Below are 23612 nucleotides of genomic sequence, written 5' to 3'. Positions count from 1 at the left end.
GCGGGACCACCGGTCACACCCACGGCACCGTCCGGTCACATAGGGTGTTCGGCGTCACAGTGCAGTGCGGAGGAAGGACACGAATCGATGAGCTCGTACGCGGAGGCGTTCCGGCAGAGTGTGGAGGACCCGGAGGCATTCTGGCTCGATGCCGCACGCGCAGTGGACTGGGTGCAGACGCCGACCCGGGCTCTCGACGGTTCCGACGCGCCCAACTTCCGCTGGTTCCCGGACGGCACGCTCAACACGAGCGTCAACGCCCTCGACCGGCACGTGCAGGCGGGTCACGGCGACCGCACCGCGCTGATCTGGGATTCGGCGATGGTCCCGGCCAAGCGCACCTACACCTATTCCGAGCTGCTCGACGAGGTCGCCGCGTTCGCCGGGGTGCTCCGCGACCAGGGCATCGTCGCCGGTGACCGTGTCATCGTCTACATGCCGATGATCCCGGAAGCGGCCATCGCGATGCTCGCGTGCGCCCGCATCGGCGCCGTGCACTCGGTGGTGTTCGGCGGGTTCGCCGCGAAGGAACTCGCCACCCGCATCGACGACGCGCAGCCGGCCTTGCTGGTGACCGCGTCCGGCGGTCTCGAACCCGGCCGTACCGTCGAATATCTGCCGATGGTGGAACAGGCCATCGGGTTGTCGCAGACCCCGCCGCACACCGTGATCGTCAAGGACCGTGAGTCCGTCCCGGGCTCGGCCGCCGAGTACAAGACGTCGTCGGCGGCGTGGTTCGACTGGGACGAACTGGTTTCCGACGCCACCCCGGCCGATCCGGTCACGGTCGCGGCCACCGACCCGCTGTACATCCTGTACACCTCGGGGACCACCGGGAAGCCGAAGGGCGTGGTGCGCGACAACGGCGGCCACGCGGTCGCGCTGACCTGGTCGATGCGCAACATCTATGACATCTCCGCCGGTGACGTGTGGTGGACGGCCTCCGACGTCGGCTGGGTCGTCGGCCACTCGTACATCGTGTACGGACCGCTGCTCGTCGGCGCGACGACCGTGATGTACGAGGGCAAGCCGGTGGGCACTCCCGATGCGGGTGCGTTCTGGCGGGTCATCTCCGAACACGGTGTGCGCGCCCTGTTCACCGCGCCTACCGCGATCCGTGCCGTCCGCAAGGCCGACCCGGATGCCGAGGAGTTGAAGAAGTACGACATCTCGTCGCTGCGGACATTGTTCGCGGCCGGTGAGCGCCTCGACCCGGACACCTACGAATGGGCGACCGCGATCCTGGACCGTCCCGTCGTCGACCACTGGTGGCAGACCGAGACCGGCTGGGCGATCGCGGCGAATCTGCGGGGACTCGAACCGATGCCGCTCAAGGCGGGCTCCCCCACCGTCCGGGTTCCGGGATACCGAGTCGAAATCGTCGATGCCGAAGGAAAACCCGTCGAGGCCGGGGCCGAGGGCAACATCGTCATCGCGCTGCCGTTGCCGCCCGGCACCCTCGCCGGTCTGTGGCGCGACGAGGACCGTTACCGCCGGTCATACCTGGACACGTTCCCCGGCTACTACCTCACCGGTGATTCCGGATATATCGACGAGGACGGGTACGTGTTCGTCCTCGGCCGCTCCGACGACGTCATCAACGTTGCCGGACATCGCCTTTCGACGGGAAGTATGGAAGCGGTCGTGGCGTCGCACCCGGCGGTCGCCGAATGCGCGGTCATCGGGATCCGCGACGAACTCAAGGGCCAGCGGCCCAGCGGCTACGTCGTCCTCAAGGCCGGCGCCGACATCGACCCGGAGTCGCTCCGGAAGGAACTGGTCGCGATGGTCCGCGAACAGATCGGCGCCGTCGCGACCTTCCGCGACGTGACGGTGGTGCAGGCGCTGCCGAAGACCCGGTCCGGCAAGATCCTGCGGAAGACGATGCGCCAGATCGCCGATCACGAGCAGTACACGGTGCCCTCGACCATCGAGGATCCGGCGGTGCTCGAGGCACTGGAACGGCAACTCGGCGGCTGATTCGGATCGGCTCGGCGCCCAGCCACCCGCTGCGACGATCGTGGCAGCGGGTGGCGGTCAGGCCCTGTCCGTGTCGTCGTCCGCGCCGGCACGCAATCGTCGACCGTAGTCGACGAGTTCCTGCAGTTTCGCGTCGTTCTTCTCGCTCACCCGGGTGTCGCGTTCGGGCAGCTGCAGCGACTCCTCGGCGGCGATCCCGGCCTGCAGCTGGCGGCCCCGCTCGAGTTCCGCGTCGAACTCGGCCCCGAACAGCAACGCCAGGTTCGTGATCCACAGCCAGAGCAGGAAGATCACTGCGCCGGCGAGCGATCCGTACGTGCGGTCGTAGCTGCCGAAATTCGTGACGTAGAAGGCGAAGATCACCGAGGCGGCGACCCACGTTCCGATCGCGATGAGCGATCCGAGGCTGAGCCACCGGAACTTCGGTTGGGCCACATTGGGTGTCACGTAGTAGAGCACCGCCACGATCACCACGACGAGCAGCAGCATCACCGGCCATTTCGCGATGTTCCACACGGTGACCGCGGTATCGCCGAGCCCGACGGCATCGCCGAGGGCACGCGCGACCGGGCCGCTGATCACGAGCATCGCAGCGGTCGCGCCGGCGGCGACGAGCGCCAACGCCGTGACGAGCAGCATCAGCGGCCGCAGTTTCCACACCGGCCGGCCCTCGTCGATCTCGTAGATCCGGTTCATCGCGCGCCCGAACGCCCCGACGTAGCCCGACGCGGTCCACAGCGCGCCGAGCACACCGACGATCAACGCGAGTCCGGCCGACGGAGCGTTCACGAGCTGCTCGACGGGGCCACGGAGGGTATCCACCGCCGAAGCGGGCCCCAGCTCCTCGACCATCTGCAGCACCCCGTCGACGGTGGAGCGTCCCTGGCCGACCACACCGAGCAGCGACACCACCACGAGCAGCGCGGGAAAGAGCGACAGCACCGCGTAGTAGGTCAGTGCGGCGGCCAAATCCGTGCACTGGTCGCGCCCGAATTCGCGAACGGTCCTGCGAAGCACGTATTTCCACGACGGCTTCGTCAGATCCGTCGGTGAGTCAGGTTTGCGGGGATCGTCGGGCGCAACCGTCCCACCGGTGCGTCCCGAACCTTCGTCGACCGTCATGGCAGCACGGGTACCCGCGCTCGGCGTCCCACCAAACGCCCCCGGCTCCGGTGCGCACGGCGTCGATTCGACGTACGATGCGGCCGTGTCCGATGCCATCAGCGGCTCGAGCGACGGGTTCTCCTCGATCGTGGACCGGCTCGACTATCCGATGTTCGTGGTGACCACGCGCGCGGTGAACGAGCGCAGTGGCTGCCTGGTCGGTTTTGCCACCCAGTCGGCGATCGATCCGCCGCGGTTCCTGGTGGGCCTGTCCGACAAGAACCGCACGTTCCGGGTGGCTACCGCAGCCGACCATCTCGCCGTGCACGTCCTCGACCGGCGACACCTGTCGCTTGCCAGGCTGTTCGGCGAGCGGACCGGCGACGAAGTCGACAAGTTCGCACGCTGCCACTGGACCGAGGGACCGCACGGGCTTCCGATTCTGGACGACGCGGCGGCGTGGTTCACCGGTGAGATCCTCGGCCGATTCGATCTGGGCGACCATGTCGGTTTCCTGCTCGCACCGGATCGCGGGGAGCTCCGCGGCGACCTCACCGACCTCGTGACGTTCCGCGACGTGCGCGATCTGGACGCCGGTCACGACCCGTGAGACCGGTCCTCCGGACATCCGCTCGGTGGCCGGTCATCCTTCCCGGCGATCGTCACAGCGGATCGCTGGCGGCACCGCGGATACCCGTGATCTGATCGAAGGATGCGCCGCCTCGACGACCCGATCGATCCCAGTCGGATACTGGACGACGCCGGACTGCGTGCCCTGTACTCCTATCCCCCCGAGCCGGACAGGCCGTGGGTCCGCGTCAACTTCGTGTCGTCGCTCGACGGTGCCGTGGCTGTGGACGGTAGGTCCGGCGGTCTCGGTACCCCCGCCGACAAGAAGGTCTTCGGGATGCTGCGCGAGCTTGCCGAGGTCATCGTCGTCGGTGCGGGCACGGCTCGCGGCGAGAACTACGGGGGCGCGCGGACGAGTCCGGCCCTGCGCGAGCGTCGGGCAGCGGCGGGCCTGCCCGAGATCGCGCCGATCGTGGTGGTCACCGCGTCCGGCGACCTCGACCCGCAGATGCGCCTGTTCACCGACACGTTCGTGCCGCCGGTGGTGTTCACCAGCGCCCGGGTGCCCGATTCGAAGCGCCGCGCGTTGACCGATGCCGGTGCGGACGTGCAGGTCGTCGCCGACCACGAGATCGACGGCGCCACCCTCGTCGCGGCGCTCGACGGCGCGGGCTGGCGGCGGGTGCTGTGCGAGGGCGGCCCGAGATTGTTCGGCACCCTGATCGCGGACGGGTCCGTCGACGAACTGTGCCTGACGCTCGCGCCGATGCTGGCGGCCGGTTCGGCGGGCCGCATCGCGACCGCCCCGGTGTCGGCGCCGACGTCGATGCGACGCGAGCACCTGCTGGCCGACGACGACGGAACGCTGCTGGGCCGGTGGGTCCGGTCCGGCAACGGGGAAAGGAAACTCGAATGAGTGACGTGGCCGACGGCACGCGCCGGTCCGACGAACTGATCGAACGGCTCGCCGAGCTCACGGCCGCCCGCGGCTACACCGTGGCGTGCGCGGAGTCGCTGACATCGGGGTCGATCGCGGCGCGGCTCGGCGCCGGGCCGAAAAGCTCGGAGTGGTTCCGGGGCGGGATCGTCGCGTACTCGTGGTCCGTCAAACACGGTCTGCTGGAAGTGCCCGAGGGTCCGGTGGTGTGCGAGGCGGCCGCGCGGACGATGGCCGAGAGCACGGCGCGGCTGCTGGGCGCCGATCTCGTCGTCGCCGTCACCGGAGCGGGTGGTCCCGAACCGCAGGACGGGCGTCCGCCGGGGACGGTGTGCTTCGCGACGACCGGACCGGACGGCACCCGTTCCGAGGAGCGGCATTTCGACGGAGATCCCGAAGATGTGCTGGCGCAGACGGTGCGGCACGCCCTGACGTTGCTGGCCGATCGGGCGTCCGCCTGACCGACCCCCACCCGAAGCCGACTCGGCACCGGTGACGGAAAACCGGATGCACACGGGTCGGCGCGGCGGCTACCGTACGAGCATGCAGGTTGTGTTCACCAAGGGTCCCGGCACGAGCTATGACATCGCTGTGCGCCGCGAGACCGGTGCCACGCTGGCTCCGCGCAACGGGCCCGGCGGCCATCCGCATCTGCCGCACGATCTGGTGCACCTGCTCGTCGAGCGGGAGGCCGGCATCGACTTCGGAGTGTTCGGGCAGCTCGCGGCGGGCGACAACGGACTGTTCTGGCCGGCAGATCCCGCCGAACGAGCGAAGGCCGCCCGCCGCCGGAAGTCGAAGGGCGCCACGTCCTCCGAGCGGGCGACGATGGACATGGCCCGATCGGAGGAGTTGGCGGGTATCGCCGTTCCGGTGTGGGAAGTCCGGCGCGGGTTCGCGGAATCCTTGCCCGCGTACGTCACCCGCAATGCGATTCCACCCGTCATCGAGAAGATCGTGGGGTGCTTCGACGACTACGCCGACCGGTGGCATGCGCTCCCGGTCGGCGAATCGCTCACCGTGACATGGTGATACGTCAGAACGCGTCGGGTGAGATGTCGAGCGTCGTGCGGTCCAGGCTGTCGAGCAGATCGAACTGAGGTCCGGTCTTCGGCAATTCGAAGCGGTAGAAGAACTGCGCGGCGGCGCGCTTCCCGTCGAAGAAGGCACCCTCGCGGTCGCCGGCGGCGAGGAGTTGTTCGAGCCAGATCCACGCGACCACCACATGCCCGACGGCCTCCAGGTATACCGACGAGTTCGCCAGCGCCAGTTCGGGATCGCGACCCGCCCACAGTGTCGCGGTGGTGGTGGCGACGCGCACGACGGCCGCCTCGAGCTGCTGCGCGTATTCGGCGATGTCACCGCCGGCGGCCCGCGCCTGCGCGACGGTCGCGGCGATGGTCTCGCCGAGCAGCGCCAGACCGGCACCGCCCCTCATGATCACCTTGCGGCCGAGCAGATCCATGCCCTGGATGCCGTGGGTGCCCTCGTGGATCTGGTTGAGCCGGTTGTCGCGGTAGAACTGCTCGACGTCGAACTCGCGGGTGTAGCCGTAGCCGCCGTGCACCTGGATCGCCAGACTGTTCGCCTCGAGGCACCACTGCGACGGCCACGACTTCGCGATCGGGGTGAGCACGTCGAGCAGCAGGCCGGCGCGGTCGCGGGCGTCGGCATCCGCGGCGCTGCGCTCCTCGTCGACAAGCTTGGAGCAGTACAGTCCGAGCGCGAGGGCGCCCTCGACGTACGCCTTCTGCGCGAGCAGCATGCGCCGGACGTCGGCGTGCTCGATGAGCGGTACCTGCGGCGAGGACGGGTCCTTGTCGGCGAGCGGACGCCCCTGGGTACGGGTGCGCGCGTACTCGACCGACTGCAGGTACCCGGCGTAGCCGAGGGAGGTCGCGAGGAACCCGACCCCGATTCGCGCCTCGTTCATCAGCAGGAACATGTACGACAGGCCCTTGTTCGCCTCGCCGAGCAGGTACCCGACGGCGCCCTCGCGACCGTCCGGGGTGAAGGAGCCGTCACCGAAGTTGAGGAGGGTGTTGGTGGTGCCGCGGTTGCCCATCTTGTGGTTCAGGCCCACCAGTGCGACGTCGTTGCGCTCGCCGAGCGTGCCGTCGGCGTCGACGAGGAACTTCGGGACGATGAACAGCGAGATGCCCTTCACGCCCGCCGGTCCGCCGGGGATTTTCGCGAGCACCAGGTGCACGATGTTCTCGGTCAGCTCGTGGTCGCCGCCGGAGATCCACATCTTGGTGCCGGTCAGCCGGTAGGTGCCGTCGTCCTGCGGGATCGCCTTGGTGGTGATGTCGGCGAGCGACGAGCCGGCCTGCGGCTCGGACAGGCACATGGTGCCGAAGAATCGACCTTCGAGCAGCGACGGAACGAACGTCGAGACCTGCTCCTCGGTGCCGTGGGTGGCGATGACGTTGGCGTTGCCGACGGTGAGGAACGGGTACGACGAGGTGCCGGCGTTCGCGGCCTGGAACCATGCCATCGCCGCCCGCAGCACCGACACGGGCAGCTGCATGCCGCCGAGCGATTCGTCGAAGCTCGCGGAGATCAGGCCGGCCTTCGCGAACTGGTCGAGCGCCTCCCTGACCTCGGGAATGATCTCGACGCGCCCGTCCTCGCCGATGCGCGGCTCGTTCGCGTCGGCCTTCTTGTTGTGCGTGGCGAAATGCTTGGTGGCGAGGTCGGCGCTGAGGTCGAGGATGCCGTCGAACGTCTCGCGGGAGTGCTCGGCGAAGTAGGGGCGGTCGGTCAGCGACACGACGTCGAGCCAGTCGTACAGCAGGAAGTCGAGGTCGCGCCGGGACAGGACGGGAGCGGGCATGGCTATCCTTTCGGGACGACTAAGCGCTCACTTAGTTAACCGGCGGCGGTGCATGATGTCAACGAGCACCACGATCGACAGGACGGACCGTTGACCGACAGCACTGACACCGCCCCACCCGCGGACACCACCGGACCCGGCGCCCTGACCGGCGTCAAGTCCGAGGTCGCCCGCCGGCTCGTACTGTCGGCCGTGGACTCGTTCGCCCGGCGCGGCTACCACGCCACGACCACCCGCGACATTTCCGTCGGCGCGGGCCTGAGCCCCGCCGCGCTCTACGTTCACTTCCCCTCCAAGGAGGAAGTGCTGTTCGAGGCGAGCCGCATCGGACACCGATTCGTGCTCGACACGATCACCGCGGCCGCCGCCGGCGCCGACGGCCCCGTCGACCGGATCCGCGCGATCGTCGACCGGTTCGTGCGCATCCACGCCGAACACCACACGATGTGCCGCGTCGCCCAGTACGAATTGCACGCCCTCACCGACGAGCATTACCGGGAGATCGCCGAGATCCGGCGCGCCACCGACGCGGTGATCCGCGACGAGATCCAGCGCGGCGTCGACTCCGGTGCGTTCACGGTGGGTGACGTTCCGACCGCCGCGCTGGCGATACTCTCGCTGGGCATCGACGTCTCCCGCTGGTACCAGCCGGGCCGGATGGCCATCGACGCACTCGCCGGCAACTACGTCGCGCTCGTGTTGTCCATGCTCGGCGCCGGCCAGGGCACAATGCCTGCATGAGCGCCCCCGCCACCGTCCTGGTCGTCGACGACGACGAAGACGTGCTCGCGTCGCTGCGCCGCGGACTGCGCCTGTCCGGTTTCGCAGTCCTCACCGCCACCGACGGTCACGGCGCCCTCGCGGTCGTCGGCCAGCAGCGGCCGGACGCGATGGTCCTGGACATGAACATGCCGGTGCTCGACGGCACCGGTGTGGTGACCGCGCTGCGCGAGGCGGGTGACGACATCCCGATCTGCGTGCTCAGCGCGCGCAGTACCGTCGGCGACCGTATCGCCGGGCTCGAGGCCGGCGCCGACGACTACCTCACCAAACCGTTCGTGCTGGCAGAGCTGGTTGCCCGGATCAAGGCGATGCTGCGGCGCCGGCCCGGCGGCGTGCCCTCGGCGACCGTGCGGGTCGGCGATCTCGAGCTCGATCCTGCCGGTCGTCGCGTGCACCTCCGTGGGATTCCGGTCGAGCTGACCAAGCGCGAGTTCGAGCTGCTCGAGGTGCTGGCACGCAACGCGGGGATCGTGCTGTCCCGCGATCGGCTGCTGGCGCTGGTGTGGGGTTACGACTTCGACTCCGACACCAACGTCGTGGACGTGTTCGTCGGATATCTGCGTCGTAAGCTCGAGTCCGGTGGCGCACCGCGTCTCGTGCACACGGTGCGCGGGGTCGGATTCGTGATGCGGGAATCGTGATGAGCCAACGCTTTTCGCTTCGGGCGCGGGTTGCGGCGGCGACGGCACTGGGCACCACCCTCGTCGTCGGGGTGCTCGGGGTCCTCGTCGCGATCGAGATCGCCCGCAACAACCTCGCCCAGCTCGACCGCCGCCTCGACACCGCCGCGCAGGTTCTCGTCGCCAACGCCGGGACCGCCGGGTTGTTCCTGCCCGCGCTCGGCGACGCGGGCGCGTTCGCCGTGACGATCCGCGCCGACAAGGACGGCCGCGTACGCACCAGCACCCCGACGCAGCTTCCCGAGCTCGACCCGGGTGCCCACACCGTCACGGTCGGCGACGTCCGCTACCGCGCCGTCACCGCACCGATCGAAGCGACACGAGCCCGCATGTCGGTCGCCGTTCCGTATGCCGAGGCCCAGGACATCACGACCACGCAGCATCGGCAGCTGGCCGTCGCCGGGCTGTGCGCGATCGCGGTCGCCACCGCGCTCGGCTGGGTGTTCGGCGGCCGCGCGGTGCGGCCCCTGGTGGATCTCACCGGCCGGATCGCCGCGCGCGACCCGGATCTCGCGCCCCGCAGGTCCGGTATCCGCGAGGCCGACGAGCTCGCGTCCGCCGCCGGGTCGATGCTCGCCGACGTGGCGCACGCCCAGGCTGCGACCGACGCGGCGCTCGCCACCGCGCGGGATTTCGCAGCCGCCGCCGCCCACGAACTGCGGACGCCGTTGACGGCGATGCGCACGGACCTGGAGGTGCTCTCGACACACGATCTCGCCGTCGGCGACCGCACCGAGATCCTCGGCGATCTCATCCGTACCCAGGGTCGCGTGGAATCGACCCTCGACGATCTCGAACGTCTTGCCCGCGGCGACCTGTCGAACGCCGCCGATTTCGTCGACACCGATCCGGTGGAGATCTGCGACGCGGCGGCCGCCGATGCCCGCGGCCGCCACCCGGGGCTGGTGGTGGACGTCGACGGGGAACCCGGTCGTCCGGTACGGGCGCTGCCCGGCGGCCTGCGGCTCGTCGTCGACAACGCGATCGCCAACGCGGTCCGGCACGGCGACGCGCACCGCATCCGGCTGGCGGTCGCCGCGGACGGTCCGGACACGGTCCTCACCGTCGACGACGACGGCACGGGCGTTCCTCCCGGCGAGCGGGAGGTCGTCTTCGAACGGTTCCGGCGCGGCGCGGGCGCGTCCCGCACCGGTTCCGGGTTGGGGCTGACCCTGGTCGCGCAGCAGGCGGCGCTGCACGGGGGCACGGCGCGACTCGAGGGTTCGCCGCTCGGCGGGGCGCGGCTGACGGTGCGGATCGCCGGATCGGTGGGGTGAGCCCGGTCCACACCTCGGGTGGGTACGCGACGCCACCGGCCGCGGGCACGATGGACGTGTCAGATCAACCGCCAGTTCCCGGAGGACCGAATGTCGAAGAGCCGCAGGTTGTTTGCCATCACGACCCTGAGCACGCTGTCGCTTCTCGGAGTCGCGGGCACTGCCGCCGCCGACCCGATGCACCGGAGCGACAGCGGCCGCTGCGACGTCGCCATCGTCGACGACCACGGCAGGATCGTCCGCATCGACGAGAAGTCGCCGGGCACCCGGCTCGACGGGCTGCGGTGCGACGACGGCCTGTGGCGCTTCACCACCGACGGTAGCGGTCACCGCCGAGACGATATCGCGACGGCCACCCTCGTCCGGGAGCGGTGAGAACGCACGACGCCCCGCATCGCGAACGATGCGGGGCGTCGTGGGATCGATCTAGTTGGTGCCCAGCAGATCGATGACGAACACCAGGGTCTTGCCGCCGAGGGGATGCCCGGATCCGGCGGGACCGTAGGCGAGCTCCGGCGGGACCGTGAGCTTGCGGCGGCCACCGACCTTCATGCCGGGGATGCCTTCCTGCCAGCCGGGGATCAGGCGCCCGAGCGGGAACTTCACGGACTCGCCGCGGGCGAACGACGAGTCGAACACGTCGTTCGTGTCGTATTCGACACCGTGGTAGTGCACGTCCACGACCGCGCCGGGCTGCGCCTCGGAACCATCACCGACGGTGATGTCCTCGACGACCAGCTCGGCCGGGGCCGGACCGGTGGCCGGTTCGACGACCGGAACCGCCGGCGGCACCTTCACGTCGAGCAGGTCGATGATGAAGACCAGGGTCTTGCCGGACAGCCGGTGGCCGGACCCTGCCGGGCCGTAGGCGAGCTCCGGCGGGATCGTCAGCTGACGACGCCCGCCGACCTTCATGCCGGGGATGCCTTCCTGCCACCCGGCGATCAGACCGGCCAGCGGGAAGGTGATGGACTCACCGCGGTTCCACGACGAATCGAACTCCTCGCCGGTGTCGAACTCGACGCCGACATAGTGCACCTCGACCTTCGCGCCGGGCGTGGCCTCGGCACCATCACCGACCGTCAGGTCCTTGACAACCAGCTCGGTGGGTGCGGGACCGTCCTGGAACTCGATCTCCGGCTTGCTCATGCGTGTTCTCCTCGTCGAGGTTGCGTTCGGGCGCGGGTCAGCGCGCGTCGAGGGCGGCGTAGTCGCGCTCGGTGTATCCGGTGTAGATCTGGCGCGGGCGGCCGATCTTCAGGGTCGGATCCGAGTGCATCTCGCGCCAGTGCGCGATCCAGCCGGGCAGGCGGCCGAGCGCGAACAGCACGGTGAACATGCGGTCCGGGAAGCCCATCGCCCGGTAGATGAGACCGGTGTAGAAGTCGACGTTCGGGTACAGCTTGCGCTCGATGAAGTACTCGTCGGTGAGCGCGGCTTCCTCGAGCTTCATGGCGATCTCGAGCAGTTCGTCGCCGGCGCCGAGTTTGGTGAGGATCGAGTCGGCGGTCTTCTTCACGATCGCGGCACGCGGATCGTAGTTGCGGTAGACGCGATGACCGAAGCCCATGAGCTTCACGCCGTCTTCCTTGTTCTTGACCTTGCGGACGAACTCGTTGACGTCGCCGCCGGAGTTCTTGATCGTGTCGAGCATCTCGAGCACGGCCTGGTTGGCGCCGCCGTGCAGCGGGCCCCACAGGGCGTTGATGCCACCGGAGATCGACGTGAACAGGTTGGCGTCGGACGAACCGACCAGGCGCACCGTCGACGTGGAGCAGTTCTGCTCGTGGTCGGCGTGCAGGATCAGCAGCATGTCGAGCGCCTGCGCGACCTCGGGATCGATCTCGTACGGCTCGGCCGGGAACCCGAACGTCATGCGCAGGAAGTTCTCGACCAGCGACAGCGAGTTGTCCGGGTACAGGAACGGCTGGCCGACGGACTTCTTGTAGGCGTAGGCAGCGATCGTCGGCAGCTTCGCCATGAGGCGGATCGTCGACAGTTCGACCTGCTCCGGATCGTCCGGGTCGAGGGCGTCCTGGTAGTACGCCGACAAAGCGTTGACGGCGCTGGAGACGACCGGCATCGGGTGCGCGTTGCGCGGGAAACCGTCGAAGAAGCGCTTGAGATCCTCGTGCAGCAGCGTGTGCCGGCGGATCTTGTCAGTGAACACCTCGAGCTGCTCCGCGGTCGGGAGCTCACCGTAGATCAGCAGGTAGCTGACCTCGATGAACGTCGACCGTTCCGCGAGCTGCTCGATCGGGTACCCGCGGTAACGCAGGATGCCCTTCTCACCGTCGATGTACGTGATCGCCGACTTCGTGGAGGCGGTGTTGACGAAACCGGGGTCAAGGGTGGTGTACCCGGTTGCAGCAAGGAGCTTGCCCAGCTCGATACCGTCATTGCCTTCCGTCGCCTTGGCGATCGACATCGTGTGCTCGCCACCGGGGTAGCTGAGGGTGGGGTTTGTGTCATTCTCAGCGGGCACGAAGGATCCCTCTCAAGCTCAGACCTACGAGAAAACTTCCGAACATTCACGTAGAACCTAGCCGCTGGCCGGGGCGGGCGCCCAGGGAGGGTCGGTCGAAAGTCCCGGAACGGTTACCCACGCGTAGCGGGGGCAAACCCTCGTCGGGTCCGGCGATCGGCTCATACCGACGGACATGCATGCCGTTCACCTGCGACAACACTCCACGTAAATCGGTATCACGATACCGGATCTCCGCCGGTGAGGCACCCCCGGCGTGTCCCGTCCGAGAGGTCGCCGGTCACCGGACGACCGGTCACACGAGCGCGCTCAGCCCCCACTGCCCCGTCCACGTTTCACCGGCCTGCAACACGACGATGTCGATGCCGAGATTGAACGCGTCCGGCGGGCACGTCGACGGCGCGAGCGCGAGGGCACGTCCACGGCCCGGATAGCCGGGATCCGAGCCGGTGATCGACGCGTGCACCCACCCGAAGCCCGGGCCGGTCCACATCCGCACCCCGCGACCGTCCGGGCCGAGCAGGTCGTGCCGTACCCGTCCGTCGACGTCCTCGTCGAGGGCGCTGAAGGGAGTGTCGAGGGTCACGCCGCGCAGCGGCCGCGGCGCCGTGAAGTCGTAGTCGCTGTCGACGACCGGCTGCGAGTAGGCGTTCGGCAGGGACCGCTCCGGATCGACGGGCAGCCGGGTGCCGGCGGCGATCTGCAGGGTGCAGTCGTCGAGGTCGGAGTCACCGGCCCGCAGATACGGGTGCGCCCCCAATCCGAACGGGGCGTGATAGCCGCCGATGTTGGTCGTGGTGTGGGTTACCGTCAGCCCGGCCGGTCCCAGTTCGTACGTGACGGTGAGCCGCAGCTGGTACGGCCAGCCCTTGTGCAACCCGACCTCGAGCGCCTGCACGACCTTGCTCTCGCTGTGCGACAACAGTTCCCAGTCGGTCATCCACGCGAACCCGTGCAGCGCGGCACCGTGCTGCGGATCTGTCAGGGCGAGCTGGTGCTCGATGCCGTCGAAGAAGAAGTGGCCGTCGCGAACCCGGCCGGGCCACGGGGCGAGCACGACACCGCTGTACATCGGAGGGCGCTCCCCGGGTGGCCAGCTCTCGGTGAGCCGGTAGGCACCGTCGGGCGCCTCGTGTTCGAGCAGACGCAACGCGCCACCCGCACTGGACACCGCTGCCCGGTACCCGTCTCTCTCGATACCGAAATCCCTCGGATCGGACATGCTCCACAGTTTCCACGGCTGCGGCGGTCCTCACCACCGAATCGGCGCGTCCGCGCCCGTGTGCCCTGCTCCCGTGGGCCCTCGGGGCGGCCGGAACACGAGGCGGCCTATACCTCTCTCAACCCGTCCTTCGCGACCCGGAACCGTACGAACGCGGGGAACGCGAGCACACAGATCACCGTGCCGATCACGACGAGCACGCCACCGCCCGCCGCCGCGATCGCGGTGCCGACCGACGCGGCGGCAATGCCGTGTGCGACGTCGCCGATGCGCGGTCCCCCGGCGACGACCACGATGAACACGCCCTGCAGCCGGCCGCGCATCTCGTCGGTCGCGACGGTCTGCAGCATCGTCGAACGGAACGCGGCCGACACCATGTCGACGGCCCCGCCGAATGCCAGGAAGGCCAACGCAATCCACAGCAGCGCGGCGCTGCCGCCGGGTTCGGCGAACGCCACGGTGACACCGAATCCGATCATCGCGACGCCCCACAATGCGATGCACACCATCACCGCGAGGCCCTGCCGGCGCACCCGCGGCAGCCACCCGGAGAACACGCCGCCGAGCACCGCGCCGACGGACATCGCCGCGAACAGCAAACCGAGGGCGAATCCGCCGGTCACCGGGTCGCCGAACGACTCGTGCGCGATCTGCGGGAACAGAGCACGGGCCATGCCGAAGACCATCGCGACGATGTCGACGACGAACGAGGCGAGCAAGATCTTCTGCGTCGACAGGTACCGGAACCCGTCGATCACCGCGTGCAGCCCGGCCTTCGTGGTCTCCCCGAGCGGCGGGATCGACGGAAGCCGCATCACCGCCCACAGCGTGGCGAGCAGCGCGATCGTGTCGATCAGATACAACGCCGACAGCCCGAGCATCGGGATGAGGACACCGGCGAGCAGGGGTCCGGCGATCGCCCCGAACTGCACGACCGTCATGTTCAGCGACGTCGCCGCCGCGATCTGTCCCGGCGGCAGCAGCCGCGGGATGATCGCGGCCCGCGTCGGCTGGTTGACCGCGAAGAACGCCTGCTGCAGCGCGAACAACCCGAGCAGCACCCACACGTTGTTCAGTCCCGCGGCGGCCTGCGCCCACAGCAGCAGCGACGTGACGCCGAGGCCGGTCGTGGTGATGGTGAGCAGCCGGCGCCGGTCCATGACATCGGCGAGCGCCCCGCCCCACAACCCGAACACGACCAGCGGCACCAGCCCGAACACACCGGTCAGGCCGACGTACGCGGAACTGCGGGTGATCTCGTAGATCTGCTGCGGCACTGCCACGACACTGAGTTGTGCGCCGATGGTGGTGACGACCCCGGCCCACCACAATCGTCGGTAGTCCGGGTTGCGCAGCGGTGTGGTGTCGGCGAGCAGCCGCCTCACGGCTGGAGCCGCACGGTGGACCACTGCCCGTCCACGAGCCGGGTGAGCACCCGGTTGTGGAGCCGATCGGCGCGGCCCTGCCAGAACTCCACGGATTCGGGACTGATCCGCAGACCACCCCAGAACGGCGGGACCGGGATGTCCTTGTCGACGCCGAAGCGATCCCCGGCCTCGACCATGGCGTGTTCGAGCGCGGCCCGGGACTCGATCGGCTGCGATTGCCGCGACGCCCACGCGCCGAGCCGCGAACCGCGCGGCCGGGTGTGCCAGTACTCGGCGGTCTCCTCCGCCGAGACCCGCATGACCGGCCCGCGCACGGTGACCTGCCGGTGCACGGGAAGCCACGCGAACGTCGCCGACGCGTACGGCACCGCCGCGAGCTGACGCCCCTTGTTCGAGTCGTAGTTGGTGAAGAAGGTGACGCCGTCCGCGTCGATGTCCTTGCACAGCACAGTGCGGGTCACCGGACGCCCGTCCTCGTCGACCGTGCCGAGCACCATCGCGTTCGGTTCCGGTACCTCCGCGGCGACCGCCTCGGCGAGCCACTGCCGCAGCAGCGGCAACCAGCCGCCGGCGAGGTGTTCGGGTTCGAGATCGACGGCGGCGAACGCGGCCCCTCCGGGACCGGCATTCGCGTAGTCCACGCGCATCGCGGCGAGGTCGCCGCGACGGCGGGTTCGGTTCTGCGGATCTGACGGCACGGGCGAAGACGCTACTCCCGAGACTCGGAGTTCGACGTCCAGTGGTGAGGTCTACAGTTTGGTTCGACGACATCGGGTGGGGCGCCGATCACATTCCGGCGCCTCGCCTTCACAGGCAGTGCGGCCCGGACCGGGCTGCACGCAGACAAGGAGAGTCCATCGTCATGGCATCGCGCGCGGCAGTACCCGAGGATTTCGTCGCCGGCCTCGAAGGCGTCGTTGCCTTCACCAGCGACATCGCCGAACCGGACAAGGACGGCGGCGCGCTGCGGTACCGCGGCGTCGACATCGAGGACCTCGTCGATCGCGGGGTCACGTTCGGGGACGTGTGGGCGCTGCTGGTGGACGGAAAGTTCGGGCAGGGCCTGCATCCGGCCGAGCCGTTCCCTCTCCCGATCCACACCGGCGACGTCCGCGTCGACGTCCAGGCCGGCCTCGCGATGCTCGCCCCGATCTGGGGGTTCGAACCGCTGCTGGACATCGACGACGAGACCGCCCGCGACAACCTCGCCCGCGCCGCGGTGATGGCCCTGTCCTACGTGGCGCAGTCCGCCCGCGGCATCTACCAGCCGGCGGTGCCGCAGAAGCGCATCGACGAGGCGAAGACGGTCACCGAGCGTTTCATGGTCCGCTGGAAGGGTGACCCGGATCCGGCGCACACCGCCGCGATCGACGCGTACTGGGTGTCCGCGGCCGAGCACGGCATGAACGCGTCGACGTTCACCGCCCGGGTCATTGCGTCCACCGGCGCCGACGCCGCCGCAGCCCTGTCCGGCGCGGTCGGCGCGATGTCCGGCCCGCTGCACGGCGGCGCGCCTGCACGGGTGCTGCCGATGATCGAGGAGACCGAACGCAGCGGCGATGCGCGCGCCCTGGTCAAGGGCATCCTCGACCGTAAGGAGAAGCTGATGGGCTTCGGCCACCGCGTGTACCGCGCGGAGGATCCGCGGGCCCGGGTGCTGCGCAACACCGCCAAGCGCCTGAACGCGCCGCGCTACGAGGTGGCCGCCGCGCTGGAGCAGGCCGCGCTCGCCGAGCTGCGCGAGCGTCGTCCCGACCGGGCCATCGAAACGAACGTGGAATTCTGGGCGGCGGTGATCCTGGACTTCGCCGAGGTCCCCGCCGCGATGATGCCCGCGATGTTCACGAGCGGCCGCACCGCGGGCTGGTGCGCGCACATCCTCGAGCAGAAGCGCCTCGGGAAGCTGGTGCGTCCGTCCGCGATCTACACCGGTCCCGATGCGCGTTCCCCCGAGAGCGTCGAGGGCTGGGACGCGATCTCGCATCGCTGAGCTGCCGTCGGCGGGCGGATCGTCGAAGCGAGCCGGTCGGGCCCCGCGACGGGGGCGGTTTAGACTACCTGTGCACCTGTCCCTCGACGCTTAGGACACGCATTCCGATGGCTGACGCTTCACCGATCATTCCCGCCGACCTCAAGCCCACCGACGGCCGCTTCGGCTGTGGCCCCTCCAAGGTTCGCCCCGAGCAGCTGCAGTCGCTGGTCGACGTCGGCGCCTCGGTGTTCGGTACCAGCCACCGCCAGAAGCCGGTCAAGGACGTCGTCGCGCGGGTGCGCGGCGGTCTGCGCGACCTGTTCTCGCTGCCCGACGGTTACGAGGTCGTCCTCGGTAACGGCGGATCGACCGCGTTCTGGGACGCGGCCGCGTTCGGCCTGATCCGCGAGCGTTCGCAGCACTTCACGTACGGCGAGTTCTCGTCGAAGTTCGCGTCGGTGGCGAAGAAGAACCCGTTCATCGGCGACCCGGTCGTCGTGTCGGCGGAGCCGGGCTCGGCTCCCGAGATCGTCGCCGACGGTGACGTCGACCTCATCGGCTGGGCGCACAACGAGACCTCGACCGGTGTCGCGGTGCCGGTTTCCCGTCCGGCTGGTTCCGAGAAGGCCCTCATCGCGATCGACGCGACCTCGGGTGCCGGTGGTCTGCCGGTGAACATCACCGACGTCGACACCTACTACTTCGCGCCGCAGAAGTGCTTCGCCGCCGACGGTGGCCTCTGGGTCGCGCTGATGAGCCCGGCCGCGCTCGAGCGTGTCGCCGAGATCAAGGAGTCGGGCCGGTTCACGCCCGAGTTCCTGTCGCTGCCGATCGCGGTCGAGAACTCGGTCAAGGACCAGACGTACAACACCCCGGCGCTCGCGACGCTGTTGATGTTCGCCGACCAGATCGAGTGGATGAACCGCAACGGCGGTCTGGACTGGACGACCGCGCGCACCAAGGATTCGTCGTCGCGCCTGTACGAGTGGGCCGAGGCGTCCGAGTACGCGACGCCGTTCGTCGCCGATCCGGCCTACCGTTCGCAGGTCGTCGGCACCGTCGACTTCGCCGACTCGGTCGACGCGGCGGCGGTCGCGAAGATCCTGCGTGCCAACGGCATCGTCGACACCGAGCCGTACCGCAAGCTGGGTCGCAACCAGCTGCGCATCGGCATGTTCCCGGCGATCGATCCCGAGGACATCAGCCAGCTCACGAAGAGCATCGACTGGGTCGTCGGGCAGCTCTGACTTTCGCGTCACGGGGGGAGGACCGGGCCCGGTGGGTCCGGTCCTCCCCCCGTTTACCGCCCCACCCGAACCCTCGACCCATGGTCGAGACTTCGGGTGAACCCAGCACCATAGCGCGTCCGGGTCGAGGTTGCACGACAACCCGCCCGGCGTGGCGCGGCGTGTCCCGCCCGCACCGACCGTGCCGGTCCGTTACAGTCGGGCGGGTCAATCGCGAACCGGCGCGAGGAGGTCAAGGTGCGAGAGCTTCGAGTGGTCGGCCTCGAGCCCGACGGATCCCACGTCGTGCTCGCGGATCCCGCAACCGGCGACAAGTTCCGCATCCCGATCGACGACACCCTGCGTGCCGCATCCCGCGGCGACCTCGCACGTCTCGGCCAGATCCAGATCGAGACCACCAGCCAGCTCCGCCCCCGGGAGATCCAGGCGCGGATCCGCGGCGGGGCGTCCGTCGAGCAGGTCGCCGAGGAAGCCGGCATTCCGGTGGCGAAGGTCGAGCGTTTCGCCTACCCCGTCCTGCTCGAGCGGTCCCGGGCCGCGGAGATGGCACAGAAGGGGCACCCGGTCCGGCCGGACGGTCCCGCGGTCGAAACCCTCCTCGAGGTCGTCTCGCAGGCCTTCCGCGCGCGCGGTCACAACATCGACGCCGCGACCTGGGATGCGTGGCGCGACGACGACGGCCACTGGGTCGCGCAGTTGCAGTGGCACGCAGGCCGTTCCACCAACAGCGCTCACTGGCGTTACCAGCCGGACGCGCACGGCGGCACGATCGTCGCGCTCGACGACATCGCGAGCGAGCTCGTCGACCCCGACTGCGCCCGGCCGCTGCGGTATCTGACTCCGGTGTACTCGGCGCGGGACGTCGACGACACCCTCGACACCGACACCGTGGGCGAGCGGGTTCCGGTCGTGGCGGAGCCGATCACACTGGATCGGGTCGAGCCGGAGCGGACCGAGCAGCCGGTCACCGCCGAGGCCGACGCCCACACGTTCGACCTCCCGGCCGAGGACGTCGAGGCGGAGTCCGAGGACGATCCGCAGCCGAAGCGGGCACCGCAGCACACTCCGGGCAAGGACAAGCGCGGCAAGCCCGCGCTCCCGTCCTGGGACGACGTGCTCCTCGGTGTGCGCAGCAACGGACGCGCCTAGGGACGGCCCCGATGGCGGCGTCCGTCTCGACCCTCTGGTACGTCGACGCCCCCGAACCGGCCGCGGTGCTACGCTCCGCACACCCGGCGCGCGATTCCGCGCAAGCACTCGTGGGGCGCCTCTATCCGCATCTGAATTCGGTTCCGCTGGAACGGGTTCCGCTCGCCGAGGCGGTCGCGTGCGCCGAGCCGGACCGGGTACACGTGGGCAGCTATCCGGGTGTCACCGTGGTGTGCAGTCCGGATCTGCACCAGCGACGGCCGTCGTCGATTCCCGAGACCTGGACGCACACACTGGGTTCCGAAAACACCTACCTGATCCGGTCGGATCCACCGCGGGCGTGGGGTGCGTTCGCGCAGTGGCACCACGGGGAACTGCGGCGCGCGTTCAGCGCGACGACCGTCGACATCTTCGAGGACCACGGGGTGCCCTTCGTGTGGGAACGTCCGTACTGGGCCGGTGACCATCCCGTGCGCTGGCCCGTCGACATTCCGCCTCCCCCGCAGGCACTTCCGTTCCATCCGCGTCGGCTCGTCGAAACCGCCAACGATGCGTGGCTCGGTTTCCGGTACATCGGCGGCGATCCCGGCGGGCTGACCCCGGCCGGCATCGAGGTGTGGCGGTTCGGGCTCTACCGCGACGGCGAGATACCGCCGGGCACATCCGATCCCGCGCCGCCCCGGGAAAGACGAGGGCGCCGCTGGTGGCACCGCACCCGATGACGCCCCGGCGCTGATATCACAGCGACGCCGCCAGCAGGATCAGCCACCCGGCCGGAATTCCCGCAGCGACCCCGGCAACCACCCAGCGCCACAACGGAACCCGGCTCCACACCCACAATGTCGGGGCGACCCCGGCGCCGGCGACGAGGTTGACCACGAGTGCGAGCACCGGACTGATGCCGACCAGCACCGAACCGAACGCGACGACGGTCACGACAGTGACGGCCAGCGCGAACGCCGCGAGCGTCAGGCCCGTCGCCCACGGGGTCACGGAGGGAGCCGACGACGGAGTCATCTCGGGATCCGCACCCGCTCGTAGAACGCCATCGCGGCGGCGGTCGCAACATTGAGCGAATCGGTGCCCGGCGCCATCGGGATGCGCGCCCGCACATCGGTGGCACGCATCGCGTCCTCGGTCAGTCCCGGCCCCTCCGCGCCGAGCAGCAACGCCACCTTCTCCCCCGTCATCGCCTCGGCCAGCGTGACGGCCTCGGGGTTCGGGGTGAGCGAGATCAACTGGAAGCCGTGCTCACGCAACCGGTCGAGATCGGCCGGCCAGTTCGGCGCGTGCGCGAACGGCACGCGGAGCACGTGCCCCATCGACACGCGCACCGCGCGGCGGTACAACGGGTCGGCGCAGCCCTTGCCGAAGAGCACGGCGTCGACGCCGAGGCCGGCGGCATTGCGGAACATCGAGCCGATGTTCTCGTGGTCGTTGACGCCCTCGAGCACGGCAACGGTCGTCGCCTTCTCGAGCACGTCGCCGAGGTCGAGTGGATCGGGCCGGGACGCGGCGGCTAGGACACCCCGGTTCAGGTGGAACCCGACGACCTCGGCCATCACCTCGGCGGAGGCGCGGTAGAACGGCACATCCACGTCGCGCAGGTCGTCGGCGAGTTCACGGAGCCGGCGGTCGACGCCGAGCAGGCCGTTCGGGGTGAACCGCGAATCGAGCATGCGCTGCACGACGAGCACACCCTCCGCGATGACCAGTCCCTTGCCGTCCGGGAGGTCGGGGCGGCGATCCGACGAGTTGAGGTCGCGGAAGTCGCCGAGCCGCGGGTCGGCGGGATCGTCGATGTCGATGACGTGAACCACGCTGTCCATTCTCCCAGGTCACACGGCGGGGTTCGGCGCCGGGGCGAACGAGTCAGCCGCCGATGCCGGGACCTCGGAACTCCGCACGGTGCCCGAATCCGGGCACCCCGAACTACACCGTGTTCCCCGAACCGGATCCCGCAGAGCCGGCCGTCACTTGTCTTCGGCGACGATCACGGTGAGGATGCCCACCGCGTCGCGCAAGGTGTCGAGGCTGTCCTGATCGAGCTGCTGCAGTCGCTCCGTCAGCCACGCCTCGCGCGCCTGCGCCTCGTCGCGCAGCAGATCCCGCCCCGACTCGGACAGGTCGACGATGATCTGCCTGCCGTCGGTCGGATGCGGAGTCCGCTCCACCAGACCGAGATCGTTGAGCGACGCAATGACACGTGTCATCGACGGCGGCTGGACCTTCTCGCGCGCGGCAAGTGCGCCGGGGGTCATCGCTCCATCCTGGCTCAGCGTCGACATGGCCGACAGCTGGGTCAGGGACACTCGCGAATCGGTGCGTCTCCCCCGCAAATGACGCGTCAAGCGCACGACGGCCAGGGCGAGATCGCCCGCCAGTGCGCGTGTTTCCGATGTCATGGCGAGCACAATACGTTATGGGAGGGAAACTACCGACAGATGTCTAGGTGAGCACGCTGGTGATGGGATCCACCACGAAGTAGGCAGTGAACAATGCTGCTACAACCCACATCAGCGGATGTAGCGTGCGGATCTTCCCGCTCGCCGCGTGCAGCACCACCCAGGTGATGAAGCCGACGCCGATGCCGTTGGCGATCGAGTAGGTGAACGGCATCACCACGATCGTCAGGAACGCGGGCAATGCGACCTCGAACTTGCTGAAGTCGATGTCTCGGACCTGCCCGATCATCAGGGCGCCGACGACGATCAGGGCGGGCGCGGCCGCCTCGATCGGGACCATCTCGTACAGCGGTGTCAGGAACATCGCCGCGAGGAACAGCACGCCGGTGACGACGTTCGCCAGGCCGGTGCGGGCACCGTCGGCGATGCCCGACGCGGACTCGACGAACACGGTGTTCGACGACGACGAGGCGGCCCCACCGACGATGGCGCCGGTGCCCTCCACGACGAGAGCCCGGCCCACGTTCGGCAGGTTGCCGTCCTTGTCGACCAGGCCGGCTTCCTTGCCCAGCCCGGTCATGGTGCCCATCGCATCGAAGAAGTTCGCGAGCACCAGGGTGAACACGAGCAGCGTCGCGGCGATCACGCCGATCCGGGTGAAGGCACCGAACAGGTCGACGTCCCCGACCAGACTCAGATCCGGCACGCCGGCAATCTGCCCGGGCACCTCGGGGGTGCTCAGGTTCCAGCCCTTCGGATTGGTGCCCATCGACGGTCCGACGTCGGTGATCGCCTGCACGATCGCCGCGACCACCGTGGTGATCACGATGCCGATGAGCAGGCCGCCACGCACCTTGCGCACGACCAGCACACCCATCAGCAGCACCCCGAAGATGAACACCGCGGTGGGCCACGACGCGATCGAACCGTCGATGCCGAGACCGACGGGCACGGTGGTGCCTGCCGCGTCGGGGATGCGGCGGACGAAGCCGGCGTCGACGAGACCGATGAACGCGATGAACGCACCGATGCCCGCCGCGATGGCCGATTTCAGTTCCGGCGGAATCGCATTGAACACCGCGGTGCGGAATCCGGTCAGCGCCAGGACCACGATGATGATGCCGTCGATGACGACCAGGCCCATCGCCTCGGGCCACGTCACCTGCGGCGCGATGGACACCGCGAGCAGGCTGTTGATGCCCAGGCCGGCGGCCAGCGCGAACGGATAGTTGGCGACGATGCCGAACACGATGCTCATCAGACCGGCGACCAGCGCCGTGACCGCGGCAACCTGGTTGATCGGCAGGATGTTACCGAGCACGTCGACCTTGGCGGTGGCGTCGTCGGCCGAGAAGCTGCCCAGGATCAGCGGATTGAGCACCACGATGTACGCCATCGCGACGAAGGTGACGACACCGCCGCGAACTTCCCGGGACACCGTCGACCCACGTTCGGTGATCTTGAAATAGGTGTCCAGTAATCCGGTGCCTACGGCCATGTCGAAATATCCACTCCGAAGAAGGTCTGCTCGAGTCGAACCGGGAGATTATTGCAACGGGGAACTACTAGTCTGCAAA

Annotated in this window: 24 protein-coding genes and 1 pseudogene; 13 read left to right on the top strand and 12 right to left on the bottom strand. The window is 69.1% G+C overall.

Going from position 1 to position 23612, the window contains the following annotated elements:
- Positions 1-39: 39 nt before the first annotated feature.
- Positions 40-1980, top strand: a complete 1941-nt coding sequence (locus RZ1_RS06830; protein WP_072810646.1) for a propionyl-CoA synthetase — start codon at positions 40-42, stop codon at positions 1978-1980.
- A gap of 57 nt (positions 1981-2037) precedes the next feature.
- Here the strand turns inward: RZ1_RS06830 and RZ1_RS06825 are convergent, their stop codons facing one another.
- On the bottom strand, positions 2038-3102 hold the full coding sequence (locus tag RZ1_RS06825) for a YihY/virulence factor BrkB family protein (protein WP_072810382.1): 1065 nt from the start codon (positions 3100-3102) through the stop codon (positions 2038-2040).
- 85 nt (positions 3103-3187) lie between these two features.
- Here RZ1_RS06825 and RZ1_RS06820 point away from each other — a divergent pair, with 85 nt between their 5' ends.
- From RZ1_RS06820 to RZ1_RS06805, 4 genes are all read left to right on the top strand, one after another.
- Entirely contained in the window at positions 3188-3694 is a 507-nt protein-coding gene (locus tag RZ1_RS06820; RefSeq protein ID WP_280522815.1) for a flavin reductase family protein, read from the top strand.
- Between the two features lie 102 nt (positions 3695-3796).
- On the top strand, positions 3797-4570 hold the full coding sequence (locus RZ1_RS06815; protein ID WP_072810380.1) for a pyrimidine reductase family protein: 774 nt from the start codon (positions 3797-3799) through the stop codon (positions 4568-4570).
- Positions 4567-5052: a CinA family protein gene (locus RZ1_RS06810; RefSeq protein ID WP_072810379.1), complete on the top strand. Its 486-nt coding sequence runs from the start codon at positions 4567-4569 to the stop codon at positions 5050-5052. The genes RZ1_RS06815 and RZ1_RS06810 overlap by 4 nt, the downstream gene beginning before the upstream one ends.
- A gap of 82 nt (positions 5053-5134) precedes the next feature.
- Entirely contained in the window at positions 5135-5623 is a 489-nt protein-coding gene (locus RZ1_RS06805; protein ID WP_072810642.1) for a hypothetical protein, read from the top strand.
- Between the two features lie 4 nt (positions 5624-5627).
- Here the strand turns inward: RZ1_RS06805 and RZ1_RS06800 are convergent, their stop codons facing one another.
- Entirely contained in the window at positions 5628-7427 is a 1800-nt protein-coding gene (locus RZ1_RS06800) for an acyl-CoA dehydrogenase (RefSeq protein WP_072810377.1), read from the bottom strand.
- Positions 7428-7517: 90 nt separating this feature from the next.
- Here RZ1_RS06800 and RZ1_RS06795 point away from each other — a divergent pair, with 90 nt between their 5' ends.
- From RZ1_RS06795 to RZ1_RS06780, 4 genes are all read left to right on the top strand, one after another.
- Positions 7518-8168, top strand: a complete 651-nt coding sequence (locus tag RZ1_RS06795; RefSeq protein ID WP_238071722.1) for a TetR/AcrR family transcriptional regulator — start codon at positions 7518-7520, stop codon at positions 8166-8168.
- Positions 8165-8851 (top strand): response regulator transcription factor, encoded by a 687-nt coding sequence (locus RZ1_RS06790; protein WP_072810375.1) that lies wholly within the window; start codon positions 8165-8167, stop codon positions 8849-8851. Before RZ1_RS06795 ends, RZ1_RS06790 begins: the two co-directional genes overlap by 4 nt.
- Positions 8851-10167 carry a sensor histidine kinase gene (locus tag RZ1_RS06785; RefSeq protein ID WP_072810373.1) on the top strand — a complete coding sequence of 439 codons (1317 nt, stop codon included), beginning with the start codon at positions 8851-8853 and terminating at the stop codon, positions 10165-10167. The genes RZ1_RS06790 and RZ1_RS06785 overlap by 1 nt, the downstream gene beginning before the upstream one ends.
- Positions 10168-10257: 90 nt before the next feature.
- Entirely contained in the window at positions 10258-10542 is a 285-nt protein-coding gene (locus tag RZ1_RS06780) for a hypothetical protein (RefSeq protein WP_072810371.1), read from the top strand.
- A gap of 51 nt (positions 10543-10593) precedes the next feature.
- Here the strand turns inward: RZ1_RS06780 and RZ1_RS31175 are convergent, their stop codons facing one another.
- The 6 genes and pseudogenes from RZ1_RS31175 to pdxH form a co-directional block, all read right to left on the bottom strand.
- On the bottom strand, positions 10594-10959 hold the full coding sequence (locus tag RZ1_RS31175; RefSeq protein WP_238072012.1) for an FKBP-type peptidyl-prolyl cis-trans isomerase: 366 nt from the start codon (positions 10957-10959) through the stop codon (positions 10594-10596).
- 9 nt (positions 10960-10968) lie between these two features.
- Positions 10969-11316, bottom strand: a pseudogene (locus RZ1_RS31170) (FKBP-type peptidyl-prolyl cis-trans isomerase); the annotation flags it as partial.
- 37 nt (positions 11317-11353) lie between these two features.
- Entirely contained in the window at positions 11354-12652 is a 1299-nt protein-coding gene (locus RZ1_RS06770; RefSeq protein WP_072810368.1) for a citrate synthase, read from the bottom strand.
- Positions 12653-12947: 295 nt separating this feature from the next.
- The gene (locus tag RZ1_RS06765) at positions 12948-13874 is read right to left on the bottom strand and encodes an aldose 1-epimerase family protein (RefSeq protein ID WP_083583556.1); all 927 of its coding nucleotides are present in this window, start codon (positions 13872-13874) and stop codon (positions 12948-12950) included.
- A gap of 107 nt (positions 13875-13981) precedes the next feature.
- Complete coding sequence (locus RZ1_RS06760; protein WP_072810364.1) at positions 13982-15259, bottom strand: MFS transporter; 1278 nt, start codon at positions 15257-15259, stop codon at positions 13982-13984.
- Positions 15256-15909, bottom strand: coding sequence for a pyridoxamine 5'-phosphate oxidase (gene pdxH, locus RZ1_RS06755; RefSeq protein ID WP_072810638.1), 654 nt, complete (start codon positions 15907-15909; stop codon positions 15256-15258). Before pdxH ends, RZ1_RS06760 begins: the two co-directional genes overlap by 4 nt.
- A gap of 215 nt (positions 15910-16124) precedes the next feature.
- Here pdxH and RZ1_RS06750 point away from each other — a divergent pair, with 215 nt between their 5' ends.
- The 4 genes from RZ1_RS06750 (at position 16125) to RZ1_RS06735 (ending at position 20352) form a co-directional block, all read left to right on the top strand.
- On the top strand, positions 16125-17252 hold the full coding sequence (locus RZ1_RS06750) for a citrate synthase 2 (protein WP_072810363.1): 1128 nt from the start codon (positions 16125-16127) through the stop codon (positions 17250-17252).
- A 107-nt stretch (positions 17253-17359) separates the two neighbouring features.
- The gene (serC, locus tag RZ1_RS06745; RefSeq protein ID WP_072810361.1) at positions 17360-18481 is read left to right on the top strand and encodes a phosphoserine transaminase; all 1122 of its coding nucleotides are present in this window, start codon (positions 17360-17362) and stop codon (positions 18479-18481) included.
- Positions 18482-18718: 237 nt separating this feature from the next.
- Complete coding sequence (gene sepH / locus RZ1_RS06740) at positions 18719-19630, top strand: septation protein SepH (protein ID WP_174565171.1); 912 nt, start codon at positions 18719-18721, stop codon at positions 19628-19630.
- Positions 19631-19641: 11 nt separating this feature from the next.
- Positions 19642-20352, top strand: a complete 711-nt coding sequence (locus tag RZ1_RS06735) for a DUF6928 family protein (RefSeq protein WP_072810358.1) — start codon at positions 19642-19644, stop codon at positions 20350-20352.
- Between the two features lie 16 nt (positions 20353-20368).
- On the opposite strand, the gene RZ1_RS06730 is transcribed toward RZ1_RS06735, so the two are convergent.
- From RZ1_RS06730 to RZ1_RS06715, 4 genes are all read right to left on the bottom strand, one after another.
- Entirely contained in the window at positions 20369-20647 is a 279-nt protein-coding gene (locus tag RZ1_RS06730; RefSeq protein ID WP_072810356.1) for a DUF2537 domain-containing protein, read from the bottom strand.
- Positions 20644-21450 (bottom strand): TrmH family RNA methyltransferase, encoded by an 807-nt coding sequence (locus RZ1_RS06725; RefSeq protein WP_072810636.1) that lies wholly within the window; start codon positions 21448-21450, stop codon positions 20644-20646. Before RZ1_RS06725 ends, RZ1_RS06730 begins: the two co-directional genes overlap by 4 nt.
- Positions 21451-21603: 153 nt before the next feature.
- Positions 21604-22035: an Rv0880 family HTH-type transcriptional regulator gene (locus tag RZ1_RS06720; RefSeq protein WP_072810355.1), complete on the bottom strand. Its 432-nt coding sequence runs from the start codon at positions 22033-22035 to the stop codon at positions 21604-21606.
- A 43-nt stretch (positions 22036-22078) separates the two neighbouring features.
- Entirely contained in the window at positions 22079-23533 is a 1455-nt protein-coding gene (locus RZ1_RS06715; protein ID WP_072810353.1) for an NCS2 family permease, read from the bottom strand.
- Positions 23534-23612: the final 79 nt, after the last annotated feature.

This window comes from Rhodococcus zopfii NBRC 100606 = JCM 9919 (genome assembly GCF_001895025.1).
GTDB lineage: Bacteria > Actinomycetota > Actinomycetes > Mycobacteriales > Mycobacteriaceae > Rhodococcus > Rhodococcus zopfii.
Note: the sequence above shows the minus strand (reverse complement) of the source record. Positions and strands in the feature narration are given on the sequence as shown.

Coding starts and splice junctions, on each gene's coding strand:
- RZ1_RS06825 (WP_072810382.1), bottom strand. CDS start 3,102: ATGACGGTCGACGAAGGTTCGGGACGCACCGGTGGGACGGTTGCGCCC.
- RZ1_RS06815 (WP_072810380.1), top strand. CDS start 3,797: ATGCGCCGCCTCGACGACCCGATCGATCCCAGTCGGATACTGGACGAC.
- RZ1_RS06810 (WP_072810379.1), top strand. CDS start 4,567: ATGAGTGACGTGGCCGACGGCACGCGCCGGTCCGACGAACTGATCGAA.
- RZ1_RS06805 (WP_072810642.1), top strand. CDS start 5,135: ATGCAGGTTGTGTTCACCAAGGGTCCCGGCACGAGCTATGACATCGCT.
- RZ1_RS06800 (WP_072810377.1), bottom strand. CDS start 7,427: ATGCCCGCTCCCGTCCTGTCCCGGCGCGACCTCGACTTCCTGCTGTAC.
- RZ1_RS06790 (WP_072810375.1), top strand. CDS start 8,165: ATGAGCGCCCCCGCCACCGTCCTGGTCGTCGACGACGACGAAGACGTG.
- RZ1_RS06785 (WP_072810373.1), top strand. CDS start 8,851: ATGAGCCAACGCTTTTCGCTTCGGGCGCGGGTTGCGGCGGCGACGGCA.
- RZ1_RS06780 (WP_072810371.1), top strand. CDS start 10,258: ATGTCGAAGAGCCGCAGGTTGTTTGCCATCACGACCCTGAGCACGCTG.
- RZ1_RS06765 (WP_083583556.1), bottom strand. CDS start 13,874: ATGTCCGATCCGAGGGATTTCGGTATCGAGAGAGACGGGTACCGGGCA.
- pdxH (WP_072810638.1), bottom strand. CDS start 15,909: ATGCGCGTGGACTACGCGAATGCCGGTCCCGGAGGGGCCGCGTTCGCC.
- RZ1_RS06750 (WP_072810363.1), top strand. CDS start 16,125: ATGGCATCGCGCGCGGCAGTACCCGAGGATTTCGTCGCCGGCCTCGAA.
- serC (WP_072810361.1), top strand. CDS start 17,360: ATGGCTGACGCTTCACCGATCATTCCCGCCGACCTCAAGCCCACCGAC.
- RZ1_RS06735 (WP_072810358.1), top strand. CDS start 19,642: ATGGCGGCGTCCGTCTCGACCCTCTGGTACGTCGACGCCCCCGAACCG.
- RZ1_RS06730 (WP_072810356.1), bottom strand. CDS start 20,647: ATGACTCCGTCGTCGGCTCCCTCCGTGACCCCGTGGGCGACGGGCCTG.
- RZ1_RS06720 (WP_072810355.1), bottom strand. CDS start 22,035: ATGACATCGGAAACACGCGCACTGGCGGGCGATCTCGCCCTGGCCGTC.
- RZ1_RS06715 (WP_072810353.1), bottom strand. CDS start 23,533: ATGGCCGTAGGCACCGGATTACTGGACACCTATTTCAAGATCACCGAA.